Annotated in this window: 10 protein-coding genes; 3 read left to right on the top strand and 7 right to left on the bottom strand. The window is 60.5% G+C overall.

All coding sequences use genetic code 11. From position 1 onward, the window contains the following. Positions 1 to 11: 11 nt before the first annotated feature. Positions 12 to 620, bottom strand: coding sequence for a cytochrome-c oxidase, cbb3-type subunit II (ccoO, locus tag JIO00_RS19890; RefSeq protein WP_200666701.1), 609 nt, complete (start codon positions 618 to 620; stop codon positions 12 to 14). A 10-nt stretch (positions 621 to 630) separates the two neighbouring features. After that, positions 631 to 2055 (bottom strand): cytochrome-c oxidase, cbb3-type subunit I, encoded by a 1425-nt coding sequence (gene ccoN, locus JIO00_RS19885; RefSeq protein ID WP_010456403.1) that lies wholly within the window; start codon positions 2053 to 2055, stop codon positions 631 to 633. 95 nt (positions 2056 to 2150) lie between these two features. On the opposite strand from ccoN, the gene JIO00_RS19880 reads away from it, so the two are divergent. Continuing rightward, positions 2151 to 2837: an alpha/beta family hydrolase gene (locus JIO00_RS19880; protein ID WP_077748215.1), complete on the top strand. Its 687-nt coding sequence runs from the start codon at positions 2151 to 2153 to the stop codon at positions 2835 to 2837. Between the two features lie 134 nt (positions 2838 to 2971). On the opposite strand, the gene JIO00_RS19875 is transcribed toward JIO00_RS19880, so the two are convergent. From JIO00_RS19875 to acnA, 4 genes are all read right to left on the bottom strand, one after another. Then, positions 2972 to 3475, bottom strand: coding sequence for a hypothetical protein (locus JIO00_RS19875; RefSeq protein ID WP_083376176.1), 504 nt, complete (start codon positions 3473 to 3475; stop codon positions 2972 to 2974). A gap of 196 nt (positions 3476 to 3671) precedes the next feature. After that, entirely contained in the window at positions 3672 to 5237 is a 1566-nt protein-coding gene (locus tag JIO00_RS19870) for a methyl-accepting chemotaxis protein (RefSeq protein ID WP_010456398.1), read from the bottom strand. A gap of 103 nt (positions 5238 to 5340) precedes the next feature. Then, positions 5341 to 6132, bottom strand: a complete 792-nt coding sequence (locus tag JIO00_RS19865) for a CPBP family intramembrane glutamic endopeptidase (protein ID WP_102594702.1) — start codon at positions 6130 to 6132, stop codon at positions 5341 to 5343. Between the two features lie 244 nt (positions 6133 to 6376). Then, complete coding sequence (acnA, locus tag JIO00_RS19860) at positions 6377 to 9118, bottom strand: aconitate hydratase AcnA (protein WP_077748217.1); 2742 nt, start codon at positions 9116 to 9118, stop codon at positions 6377 to 6379. Between the two features lie 222 nt (positions 9119 to 9340). Here acnA and rlmM point away from each other — a divergent pair, with 222 nt between their 5' ends. Together rlmM and tusA are read left to right on the top strand one after the other, a co-directional pair. Then, positions 9341 to 10414 (top strand): 23S rRNA (cytidine(2498)-2'-O)-methyltransferase RlmM, encoded by a 1074-nt coding sequence (gene rlmM, locus JIO00_RS19855; RefSeq protein WP_010456393.1) that lies wholly within the window; start codon positions 9341 to 9343, stop codon positions 10412 to 10414. 169 nt (positions 10415 to 10583) lie between these two features. Further along, positions 10584 to 10835 (top strand): sulfurtransferase TusA, encoded by a 252-nt coding sequence (gene tusA, locus JIO00_RS19850; protein ID WP_007907805.1) that lies wholly within the window; start codon positions 10584 to 10586, stop codon positions 10833 to 10835. Here the strand turns inward: tusA and JIO00_RS19845 are convergent. Beyond that, positions 10832 to 12241 (bottom strand): MATE family efflux transporter, encoded by a 1410-nt coding sequence (locus JIO00_RS19845; protein WP_200666699.1) that lies wholly within the window; start codon positions 12239 to 12241, stop codon positions 10832 to 10834. The two genes, tusA and JIO00_RS19845, sit on opposite strands and share 4 nt — an antisense overlap. Positions 12242 to 12454 lie beyond the last annotated feature (213 nt).

The raw sequence follows: 12454 nt of genomic DNA, 5'->3' as shown, positions 1-12454 counted from the left end.
ATGGTCATGGCTCACCTCTTGCTCTTGATGGCAGTGCCGAGCACTTGCAGATAAGAAACGAGTGCGTCCATTTCGGTCTTGCCCTTGAGGCTGGCGACCGCGCCGCTGATGTCGTCATCGCTGTATGGCACACCGAGGGTGCGCATGGCGCGGATCTTGGTTTCGGTGTGGCTGCTGTCGACCGCTTGCGTGACCAGCCATGGGTAGCCAGGCATTTTCGACTCCGGCACCACGTTGCGCGGGTTGTACAAGTGCGCACGGTGCCAGTCATCCGAGTAGCGTGCACCGACCCGGGCCAGGTCCGGACCGGTACGCTTGGAACCCCAGAGGAACGGGTGATCCCACACGCTTTCCCCTGCCACCGAGTAGTGCCCGTAGCGTTCGGTCTCGGCACGGAACGGCCGGATCATCTGCGAGTGGCAACCGACACAGCCTTCGCGGATGTAAATGTCGCGACCTTCCAGTTGCAGGGCGGTGTAGGGCTTCATGCCTTCCACCGGTTTGTTGGTCACGTCCTGGAAGAACAGCGGGACGATCTGGGTCAGACCGCCGATGCTCACAGCCAGAACCATCAGCAGCATCAGCAGGCCGACGTTTTTCTCGATTGTTTCGTGTTTCATGGCGGACTCCTCAGGCCATCTGCGCGGCAGCGGCGACTTCGGCAGGCTGCGAGGCCCGCACGGTGCGCCAGGTGTTGTAAGCCATCAGGAACATCCCGCTGAGGAAGATCGCACCGCCCACCAGTCGCACGACGAAGCCTGGGTGGCTGGCCACCAGGGTTTCGACGAAGGAGTAGGTCAGCGTGCCGTCTTCGTTGACTGCGCGCCACATGAGGCCCTGGGCGATGCCGTTGACCCACATCGAAGCGATGTAGAGCACGGTGCCGATGGTCGCGAGCCAGAAGTGCGCATTGATCAGGCCGATGCTGTACATCTGCGGGCGACCGAAGATTTTCGGGATCATGTGGTACAGCGCGCCGATGGAAATCATCGCCACCCAACCGAGGGCGCCGGCGTGAACGTGGCCGATGGTCCAGTCGGTGTAGTGGGAGAGGGCGTTGACCGTTTTGATGGCCATCATCGGCCCTTCAAAGGTCGACATGCCGTAGAACGCCAGCGACACGACAAGGAAGCGCAGGATCGGGTCGCTGCGCAATTTATGCCAGGCGCCCGAGAGCGTCATCATCCCGTTGATCATCCCGCCCCAGCTTGGTGCCAGCAGGATCAGCGACATCACCATGCCCAGCGACTGTGCCCAGTCTGGCAGCGCGGTGTAGTGCAAGTGGTGCGGACCGGCCCAGATGTACAGGGTGATCAGCGCCCAGAAGTGCACGATCGACAAGCGATAGGAGTACACCGGGCGCTCAGCCTGTTTCGGCACGAAGTAGTACATCATCCCGAGGAAACCGGCGGTGAGGAAAAAGCCCACGGCGTTGTGGCCGTACCACCACTGGACCATGGCATCGGTGGCACCGGCATAGACCGAGTAGGACTTGGTGAAACTCACCGGCAGCTCAACGTTGTTGACGATGTGCAGAATCGCCACGGTGATGATGAACGCACCGAAGAACCAGTTGCCGACGTAGATGTGCTTGGTCTTGCGCTTGGCCAGCGTACCGAAGAACACAATGGCGTAGGCGACCCAGACGATGGTGATCAGGATGTCGATCGGCCATTCCAGCTCGGCGTATTCCTTGGAGCTGGTGTAACCCAGCGGCAGGCTGATGGCCGCCAGCAGGATCACCAGTTGCCAGCCCCAGAAGCAGAACGCGGCGATTTTCGGCGCGAACAACTGGGTCTGGCAGGTGCGTTGCACCGAATAGAACGAACTGGCGAACAGGGCGCAACCGCCGAAGGCGAAGATCACCGCGTTGGTGTGCAGAGGGCGCAACCGGCCGAAACTGGTCCACGGCAAATCGAAGTTGAGTTCAGGCCAGACCAATTGGGCTGCGAGAAAAACCCCGAGCCCCATGCCGACGATGCCCCACACCACCGTCATAATGGCGAATTGGCGGACCACCTTGTAGTTGTAGGCGGTACTGATAGAAGTGTTCATGGTTCCCCATCCACGGTTCAGCCGAAGTGAAGGCGTTTGCGCAAGGCAACGCTCCCTTCGCCTGGAGTTATAGGCAGACTAAAAGCGAGGCAAGCATGGACAAAGAGCACAAGGCCAGTATTGACGGGGATCAATGGGCGCGGTGTGTGCGGGAACATGGATGGTTGTGGAATGAAGCGGCTTCAAAGGCTTCGGCGGACCCTGTGACGCTGATTCTCGCCCATGGCGCCGGTGCGCCAATGGACAGCGTCTGGATGAACGACATGGCTGCACGCCTCGCCGATCAAGGCGTCAACGTGTTGCGCTTCGAGTTTCCGTACATGGCGCAGCGGCGTGTCGACGGGGGTAAGCGCCCACCGAATCCGGCGCCGAAACTGCTGGAGTGCTGGCGTGAGGTGTACGCCGAGGTGCGACGCCATGTCACTGGGCGTCTGGCGATTGGCGGCAAGTCCATGGGCGGGCGGATGGCCAGTCTTTTGGCGGATGAGTTGGGGGCGGATGCGTTGGTGTGCCTGGGTTATCCGTTTTATGCGGTGGGTAAACCGGAGAAACCTCGGGTCGAGCATTTGGCCGGGCTCAAGACCCGGACGTTGATCGTACAGGGCGAGCGCGATGCCCTGGGCAATCGCGAGGCGGTCGAAGGTTATGCGTTGGCGCCGGGCATCGAGGTGTTCTGGCTGGTGGCAGGGGATCATGACTTGAAGCCGTTGAAGGCTTCCGGGTTGACCCATGAGCAGCATTTGGCTTCGGCGGCGAGTCGGGTGGCTGCATTTCTTCAGTGAAAGAGGTGGTGCCCGTTTGGGCCGCTTCGCTGGCAAGCCCGCTCCCCACTTTTTATTGTGTTGTGAGTGAGATCTTCAACACCGAAAACTTATGGGGGGCGGGGTTGTGTCTGATTATTTTGAGTGTTTAAAAGTCACGGAGTGCTTTCCCTTTGTGCGTCTGGCATTTGCGTTGAAGGCCGCAGTCTTTTCATGGTGAATGTGCCTTTTGGATTCAGACGATAACCATGGCTTTTGAACAGGGCTTCGAATGTGCCTTCGACGATGTCTGTCACGGGATTGTAGTTGATAATGTTCAGCGTGGCAGAGTCTGCATCCACCGTTCGAAAGCCATTGAAGCCGGGAGGCGCGGGAATCCAGTGGCCATGGAGAAAGCTCAGCCCGTTATCTAGCGTATAGACACCTGGCAGTGCATCGTCACCGTTGTAGGGTAGCGTCATACTGAAGACAAACGTGTTTTCCTCCGCAGCCGTACCCATTCCTCCACCAATAGACCAATAAAACTCACCGAAAAATTCACCTTGGTAAAAATCACTGAATTCTGCAGTTTTCTTGATGGTTCCGTATTTCCACTGAAAGATGTTTTCGTTTGCGATCGTTGCGCATTTTTTAGGGATAAAGGTCGCGTGGGTTGTCATGATGAAATCCTTTTACTGGTAAGAGTTCGGTAGCCATTGTCCGATGGACAAAGCGACCGTCTCCTTGATAAGCCTCCTGGGTTTTTTCGACTACTGTCAGAACTGACAGGTGCCTCCTTGAAAACATTTCACGATTTGCAAAAATAAAAAAACCCGGAGGTTTTCACCGTCCGGGTTTTTGTCTTTCCAGTGACTGTCAGCGGTTAAACCGCTCCACCAACGAATACTGGGTATTCGCCGTCTTGGTCAGCTCTTCACTCAACAGCGCCGAGTGCTGTGCCTGTTCCGACGTCTGGTCAGCCAGCTGCGAGATGTTGCTGATGTTGCGGCTGATCTCTTCAGCCACCGCACTTTGCTCTTCGGTCGCCGCCGCAATCTGGGTGGTCATGTCGGTGATGTTGGCCACCGCTTCGCTGATCCCTACCAGCGCCTGATCCGCTTCCAGTACCCGCGCCACGCCTTCTTCAGCCTGACGATGCCCGGCTTCCATGGTTTGCACTGCGGTGCTGGCGGTTTGTTGCAGCTTGGCGATCAGGGCGTGGATCTGTCCGGTGGATTCGCTGGTACGTTGCGCCAGTTGACGCACTTCGTCAGCCACCACGGCAAAACCCCGGCCCATCTCGCCGGCACGGGCCGCTTCGATGGCGGCGTTCAGGGCCAGCAGGTTGGTCTGGTCGGCGATGCCCTTGATGACATCGACCACGCCACCGATTTCGTCGCTGTCCTTGGCCAGCTGGGTTACGGTCATCCCGGTTTCACCGACCACCACCGACAAGCGCTGGATGGCTTCGCGGGTTTCCCCGGCGATGTCGCGACCGCGACCGGTCAGGCGATTGGCTTCCTGGGTCGCATCAGCGGTGCGCTGCACGTGGCTGGCGACTTCCTGCGTGGTGGCGGCCATCTGATTGACGGCGGTGGCCACTTGCTCGGTTTCGACGCGTTGACGTTCCAGGCCCGTGGAACTGTTGTGGGCCAGGGTGTCGGACTGCCTGGCTTGTTCGGTCAGGTGCTCGGCGGTGTCCTGCAGGCGGGTCAGGCAGGTTTTCAGACGTGCTTCCTGGCTGAGAATCGACATCTCCAGACGTGCCTGGGCGCCACGGCTGTCGGTGTACATCTGCGCGATCAACGGGTCGGAGGTGGTTTGCCCTGCCAGCACCAGCAAGCGCTTGAGGCCGCGCTGTTGCCAGCTCAAGCCCAGCAAGCCCAGCGGCACCGACAGGCCGGCGGCCAGGGCGAAACCCCAGTGGGAGTTGAGCGACGCACCGATCATGAAGCTCAGTTGACTGACCAGAATGAACGGCACCCAGTCCTGAAGGACCGGCAGCCATTTGTCTGTCGAAGGAATGGCCGACTTGCCCTGGTTGATGCGTTGGTAGAGCGCTTCGGCACGGCGGATCTGCTCGGCGGTGGGTTTGATCCGCACCGATTCGTAGCCGATCACCTGATTGCCTTCGAACACCGGTGTGACATAGGCGTTAACCCAGTAGTGGTCACCGGTCTTGCAGCGATTCTTGACAATGCCCATCCATGGCAAGCCTTGTTTCAGTGTGCCCCACATGTGCGCGAACACCGCCGCCGGAACGTCGGGGTGACGGACCAAGTTATGCGGCGCACGGATCAGTTCTTCACGAGAAAATCCGCTGATTTCGACGAAGGCGTCGTTGCAGTAGGTGATCACGCCCTTGGCATCGGTGGTGGAAATCAACCGTTGCTGAGCCGGAAAGGTCCGTTCGCGTTGTGTGGTGGGCTGGTTGTTACGCATGGCTTTTTCAATCCGCAAGGCTTTGAGAGGTTGTCGGCGGCGTCAGGAATTTATTGAAAATATTTTTCAATAATCAGTGGCGCGTCGCAAAACGGCCATTGCATCAGCCGGCGAGCATCGGGTACGTGAACAGTGCGAAATGCAGCAGGTTCAAGCCGAAATGGGTGGCGATGGCCGCCCCCAATCCGCCGAAACGGTAGGCCAGACCATAGCCGACACCTGCCAGACCCGCCAGCAGCACCCATTGCCAACCCGCGCCCGCATGCGCCACGCCGAACAACAGCGAGGCGAGCAGCAATGCCAGGTTTTCACCGTAGGGCAGGTGTTTGAAGTGCCGGCTCAGCCCACCCTGGACGTAACCGCGAAACAGCGCTTCCTCCACCAGCGTCACCAGCAGCAGATTGTTCAGCACCCACAGCCCGGCTTGGTCCGGCCACTTCGGCGCCCAACTGATCATCCCCAGCAAGAGTGCGCCACCCAAGGCCAGGACGGCGCTCAGGGGCAGGGCGAGTGCGGTGGCATAAACCGAAAGGCGCAAAGAGCGCCGGCCGACAATCCACGGACACACCAGTAACAGCCAAAAGCCGATCAGGGGCTTGTCCTGATTCAGGTACATGGTAAACGGCGCGGCATCGTCGGTGATGCGATGCGGGTCGATGCCACGACCGTTGTAGAAACCGGGCAGCCAATGCATCGCCAGGGCCATGGCGAGGATGATGAACACGCCGTGACCGAGGAAGCGAGCGATGGGGATTTTTTGCTGACGGACCGCGAAACCAGCGACGAGCAGCAATGCGACGGAGATGCCGGCCAGCCAGCCGAGGTGGCCGTAGGTCAGGGCGAGGGTGTAGCCGAGGGAGAGAAGGGCCAGGTATGTCCATGGCAGGGCGAGCATAAATTAGTCCTTTGAGGCTGAAGCGCTTTTGTGGCGAGGGAGCTTGCTCCCGCTGGGGTGCGAAGCAGCCCCAAACCCGGTGACTCGATACTTCAATCAGATCGCATCGGCTGTTTTACGACTGCTTCGCAGTCGAGCGGGAGCAAGCGCCCTCGCCACAAAGTGTGCACTGTTTGCGGGGCGCGATTATAAACAGGCCCAAACAAAAACACCGCCCGAAGGCGGTGTCTGTGTCGGCAGGCGGTTACGACGCAATCAACTGCCGCAACACGTAATGCAAAATCCCCCCTGACTTGAAGTATTCCACTTCATTGAGCGTATCGATCCGGCACAGCACCTCGACTTTCTCGCGGCTGCCGTTCTCGCGGGTGATGATGAGTGTCAGGTTCATTCGCGGCGTCAACTCGACGCCGGTCAACCCAAGGATATCCAGCGTCTCCTTGCCGGTCAGGTTCAGGCTCTTGCGGTTCTGATCCAGCTTGAACTGCAACGGCAGCACGCCCATGCCCACCAGGTTGGAACGGTGAATCCGCTCGAAGCTTTCGGCGATGACCGCTTTCACGCCCAGCAGATTAGTGCCCTTGGCCGCCCAGTCGCGGCTCGAACCGGTGCCGTATTCTTGCCCTGCGATCACCACCAGCGGCGTGCCCGACGCTTGATAGCGCATGGCCGCGTCGTAGATCGGCATCCTTTCCCCGGTCGGGATGTAGATCGTGTTGCCGCCTTCTTCACCGCTGAGCATTTCGTTACGAATGCGGATGTTGGCGAAAGTGCCGCGCATCATCACTTCGTGATTGCCGCGACGGGAACCATAGGAGTTGAAGTCCCGCGGCTCCACGCCTTTATCGCGCAGGTATTGACCGGCCGGGCTGTCCGCCTTGATGTTGCCGGCGGGGGAGATGTGGTCGGTGGTCACCGAGTCGCCCAGCAGCGCAAGGACCCTGGCGCCGGAAACGTCCTTGACCACCGGCGGTGGACCGCCGATGTCATCGAAGAACGGTGGATGCTGGATGTAAGTCGAATCGTCCTGCCAGACATACGTCGCTGCCTGCGGCACTTCAATCGCTTGCCATTGCTCGTCGCCGGCAAACACCTCGGCGTATTCCTTGTGGAACATGGCGGTGTTGACCTGACTCACGGCGTCGGCAATCTCTTGGGTGCTCGGCCAGATGTCCCGCAGGTACACCGGATTGCCATCCTTGTCGTTACCCAGCGGTTCGCTGCTGATGTCGGTCCGCACCGTGCCGGCCAACGCATAGGCGACGACCAGCGGCGGAGAGGCCAGCCAGTTGGTTTTCACCAGCGGATGCACGCGGCCTTCGAAGTTGCGGTTGCCCGACAGCACCGAGGCGACGGTCAGGTCTGCGGCCTGGATGGCTTTTTCAATCGGCTCCGGCAAGGGGCCGGAGTTGCCGATGCAAGTGGTGCAGCCATAGCCGACCAAGTCAAAACCCAGCTCATCCAGATACGGGGTCAGGCCGGCAGCCTTGTAGTAGTCGGTGACCACTTTCGAGCCAGGGGCCAACGAACTCTTGACCCACGGTTTGCGCTTGAGGCCTTTTTCCACGGCTTTTTTCGCCACCAGACCAGCGGCCATCATCACGCTCGGGTTGGAGGTGTTGGTGCAAGAGGTGATCGCGGCGATCACCACCGCGCCGTTTTTCAACCGATAGGTCTGGCCGTCGTATTCGTAGTCGGCTTCGCCCGCCAGATCGGCATTGCCCACCGCGACGCCACCGCCGCCTTCACTTTCGAGGCGACCGACTTCCTTGCTGGTGGGTTTGAATTGCAGGTCGATGAAGTCACTGAACGCTTGCGCGACATTTGGCAGCGAAACCCTGTCCTGTGGGCGTTTCGGCCCGGCCAGGCTGGCTTCGACGCTGGCCATGTCCAGTGCCAGGGTGTCGGTGAACACCGGTTCCTGGCCCGGCAGTCGCCACAGGCCCTGAGCTTTGCTGTAGGCCTCGACCAGTTTCACGGTGGCCAGTGGGCGACCCGAGAGCCGCAGATACTCCAGCGTGATGTCGTCGACCGGGAAGAAGCCGCAGGTGGCGCCGTATTCCGGGGCCATGTTGGCGATGGTCGCGCGGTCGGCCAGCGGCAGGTCGGCAAGGCCGTCGCCATAGAATTCGACGAACTTGCCGACGACGCCTTTCTTGCGCAGCATCTGCGTGACGGTCAGCACCAGGTCGGTGGCGGTGATGCCTTCCTTGAGCTTGCCGGTGAGTTTGAAGCCGATCACTTCCGGAATCAGCATCGATACCGGCTGGCCGAGCATCGCCGCTTCCGCTTCGATCCCGCCGACGCCCCAGCCGAGTACGCCGAGACCGTTGATCATGGTGGTGTGGGAGTCGGTGCCGACCAGGGTGTCGGGGAAGGCGTAGGTGCGGCCATCCTCGTCTTTGGTCCAGACCGTGCGACCGAGGTATTCCAGGTTGACCTGGTGGCAAATGCCCGTGCCCGGTGGCACCACGCTGAAGTTGTCGAAGGCGCTCTGGCCCCAGCGCAGGAACGCGTAACGTTCACCGTTGCGCTGCATTTCGATGTCGACGTTCTGTTCGAAGGCGCTGGAACTGCCGAATTTGTCGACCATCACCGAGTGGTCGATCACCAGATCCACAGGGGAGAGCGGATTGATCCGCTGCGGGTCGCCACCGGCCTTGGCCATGGCGGCGCGCATGGCGGCCAGGTCGACCACGGCAGGCACGCCGGTAAAGTCCTGCATCAATACTCGTGCGGGGCGGTATTGAATTTCTCGGTCGGAGCGACGCTCCTTGAGCCAGGCGGCAATCGCCCGGAGGTCGGCGCCGGTGACGGTTTTTTCATCTTCCCAACGCAGCAGGTTTTCCAGCAGCACTTTCAAAGACATCGGCAGCTTGTCCAGGTCGCCCAGACTTTTGGCGGCATCGGGCAAGCTGAAATAGTGATAGGTCTTGTCGTCGACTTGCAGGGTTTTAAGGGTGTTCAGGCTATCGAGGGACGGCATTGCGATCACTCCTTTGAGTCCGCACGGCTACGGACTGAGGGGACGGACAGAGCTTTCAACCTAGCCCTGTTTGAATGTTAAAGCTAATAACTGGACTCTATGGCCAAGTCCAAGGTTCCGAACTCGGCTATCATGCGCCGGTTTTCGTGACAGGCTTTGCTTCAACGCAAGCCTGGGCATCGCGCAGTGGCTGAATTCTTCGCCAACTGCCCAGGAGTAAGAATGAACACCCTCTTTATGCATTGCCGGCCGGGCTTCGAAGGCGAAGTCTGTTCCGAGATTTCCGAACACGCCGCGCGGCTGAACGTGGCCGGTTATGCCAAAGCCAAGACCGCCAGCGCCTGCGCCGAATTCATCTGCACCGAAGAAGACGGCGCCGAGCGGCTGATGCGTGGCCAGCGTTTCGCCGAGCTGATCTTCCCGCGCCAATGGGCGCGCGGAATTTTCATCGACCTGCCGGAAACCGACCGCATCAGCGTGATCCTTGCGCACATGGCGGACTTCCCGCTGTGCGGCAGCCTGTGGCTGGAAATGGTCGACACCAACGATGGCAAGGAACTGTCGAACTTCTGCAAGAAATTCGAAGGGCACCTGCGCAAGGCGCTGATGGCGGCCGGCAAGTTGGTCGAGGATGCGCACAAGCCGCGCCTGCTGCTGACCTTCAAAAGCGGCCGCGAAGTGTTTATGGGGCTGGCCGAGTCCAACAACTCGGCGATGTGGCCGATGGGCATTCCGCGCCTGAAGTTTCCTCGTGAGGCGCCGAGCCGTTCGACGTTGAAGCTGGAAGAGGCGTGGCACCACTTTATCCCCCGCGATCAGTGGGATGAGCGCCTGCACAGCGACATGACCGGCGTCGACCTCGGTGCCGCCCCCGGCGGCTGGACCTGGCAACTGGTCAACCGCGGTATGCTGGTGACGGCGATTGACAACGGTCCGATGGCCGAAAGCTTGATGGACACTGGTTTAGTGCAGCACCTGATGGCCGACGGTTTCACCTTCAAGCCCAAGCAACCGGTGGACTGGATGGTCTGCGACATCGTCGAGAAACCGGCGCGCAACGCCGCGATGCTGGAAGAATGGATTGGCGAGGGACATTGCCGCGAAGCGGTGGTCAACCTGAAGTTGCCGATGAAACAGCGTTACGCCGAAGTGAAACGCTTGCTGGAACGCATTGCCGAGGGCTTCAAGGAGCGCGGCATCCGCGTCGAGATCGGCTGCAAGCAGCTGTATCACGACCGTGAAGAAGTGACGTGCCACTTGCGCCGGATCGACGTGAAGAAACCGAAATCCCGCTGATACACACCGCCCCCCTTGTAGGAGCGAGGCTTGCCCGCGAAGCTTTTGGCGTCCTCAAGGGCCTCTTCGCGGGCAAGCCTCGCTCCTACAGGGGGGGGGGGCGGTGTACGACACAGATGACCGAACCCCGGCAATGCGCGACAATGCCGGCCAGCTTCAGGAGTGAATCATGAGTGAAATGATTGATACGCCGGTAGACGGCACCCTCGACGCCACCGGCCTCAACTGCCCGGAACCGGTGATGATGCTGCACCAGCACATCCGTGACCTGGTGCCCGGTGGCCTGCTCAAGGTAATCGCGACCGATCCCTCGACCCGTCGCGATATTCCCAAGTTCTGCGTATTCCTCGACCACGAACTGGTCGCGCAGCACGAAGAGGCCGGCACCTACCTCTACTGGATCCGCAAGAAACTCGCTTAACCCGCCGAATGACTGATGCGGATTCGCTTGCGTGCACTGCGCGTCAGGCGGATCGACAGCATCAGCGCCGCGCAACTCAAGCCCACGATCAAACCCTGCCACAGCCCGCTCGGGCCGCTCGGCGTGCCGAACCAGTCGGTCAGGCCCAAGGCGTAGCCCACCGGCAAACCGATGCCCCAATAGGCGAACAAGGTCAGGATCATCGTCACCCGAGTGTCCTGGTAACCGCGCAGTGCGCCGGCCGCCGTGACCTGGATCGCGTCGGAGAACTGGAACAGCGCCGAATACACAATCAGCATCGCTGCCACGCGTATGACCGTCGGGTCGGCGGTATAAATCGTTGCGATGTGTTCGCGCAGCAACAGCATCATGCTCGCCGAAACACAGGCATACGCCAGCGCCGTGCCCATGCCGACCCCGGCAGCGAAGCGTGCTTCGCGCGGCTCCTGGCGGCCGAGCGCCTGGCCGACCCGCACCGTGACGGCCATGCCGAGGGAGTAAGGGATCATGAACACCAGCGAGCTGAAGTTCAGGGCGATCTGATGTCCGGCCACCACGGTGGCGCCGAGGCTGCCGATCAGCAGGGCGATTACGGCGAAGATGCTCGACTCGGCGAACACTGCGATGCCGATCGGCAGGCCGATACCGAGCAGACGTTTGATCACCGACCATTGCGGCCAGTCGAAACGGCTGAACAACTGACTCGACTGGTACGCCGGTGCCCAACGCTCCCAACCGGCCATGCCCAGCGCCATCACCCACATCACGATCGCCGTGGCCCAGCCGCACCCGACCCCGCCCATGGCCGGCACGCCGAAGTGGCCATAGATGAAGATGTAGTTCAGCGGAATATTCAACGCCAATCCGCAGAGGCCCAGCACCATCGCTGGACGTGTGCGTCCCAGGCCGTCACTGAAGCAACGCAACACATGATAGAAGGCGACGGCGGGCAGACCGCTGGCGATGCCGTGCAGATACTGCATGCACGGGCCGATCAGCTCGGGATCGACCTTCATCATGTGCAGGATCGGTTCGGCGCTGAGCAGCATGCCGGTCGCCATCAAACCAACCACCAAGGCCAGCCACAGTGCCTGACGCACAATCGGGCCGATTTCGCTGTGGGTGCCGGCACCGAAGCGCTGGGCGACTTTCGGAGTAGTGGCCAGCAAGGTGCCAGTCATCAACAGAAACACTGGAACCCAGATTGAGTTGCCGAGCGCCACGGCCGCCAAGTCGCGCGGGCCGACCCGTCCCGCCATCACCGCATCGACGAAGCCCATGGCGGTGGTCGCCAGTTGCGCGATCATGATCGGCAGCGCCAGGCCAAGCAGGTTTTTCAGCTCCAGGCGAACCCGGGCCGGGCGGGTGAGGGAAGTAGCGGCGGGGCGGTCAGTCACGGAATTCAAGGGCGAAACGTCCAGAGATGTTGATGCGCAAGGCGGCGCATTCTACGCCCTGACGCAGTGGTCAGGAAAAATCCTGTGTTAGCTATTTGTAATCACCGATCCGGGTTAATGCTGAACACTGTGTGGCGAGGGAGCTTGCTCCCGCTGGACTGGCAGCAGTCCCATAGCCTTGCAAGTGATAAGCCTGTCAAAACCGGATCGCTAGGGTTGGGG

The organism is Pseudomonas sp. SW-3 (genome assembly GCF_016615645.1).
GTDB classification, from domain to species: domain Bacteria; phylum Pseudomonadota; class Gammaproteobacteria; order Pseudomonadales; family Pseudomonadaceae; genus Aquipseudomonas; species Aquipseudomonas mandelii.
This window is presented reverse-complemented; position numbering and strand designations above follow the sequence as displayed.

Excerpts from the sequence above, each read along its gene's own strand:
- ccoO (WP_200666701.1), bottom strand. The coding sequence starts at position 620 with ATGAAACACGAAACAATCGAGAAAAACGTCGGCCTGCTGATGCTGCTG.
- ccoN (WP_010456403.1), bottom strand. The coding sequence starts at position 2,055 with ATGAACACTTCTATCAGTACCGCCTACAACTACAAGGTGGTCCGCCAA.
- JIO00_RS19880 (WP_077748215.1), top strand. The coding sequence starts at position 2,151 with ATGGACAAAGAGCACAAGGCCAGTATTGACGGGGATCAATGGGCGCGG.
- JIO00_RS19875 (WP_083376176.1), bottom strand. The coding sequence starts at position 3,475 with ATGACAACCCACGCGACCTTTATCCCTAAAAAATGCGCAACGATCGCA.
- JIO00_RS19870 (WP_010456398.1), bottom strand. The coding sequence starts at position 5,237 with ATGCGTAACAACCAGCCCACCACACAACGCGAACGGACCTTTCCGGCT.
- JIO00_RS19865 (WP_102594702.1), bottom strand. The coding sequence starts at position 6,132 with ATGCTCGCCCTGCCATGGACATACCTGGCCCTTCTCTCCCTCGGCTAC.
- acnA (WP_077748217.1), bottom strand. The coding sequence starts at position 9,118 with ATGCCGTCCCTCGATAGCCTGAACACCCTTAAAACCCTGCAAGTCGAC.
- rlmM (WP_010456393.1), top strand. The coding sequence starts at position 9,341 with ATGAACACCCTCTTTATGCATTGCCGGCCGGGCTTCGAAGGCGAAGTC.
- tusA (WP_007907805.1), top strand. The coding sequence starts at position 10,584 with ATGAGTGAAATGATTGATACGCCGGTAGACGGCACCCTCGACGCCACC.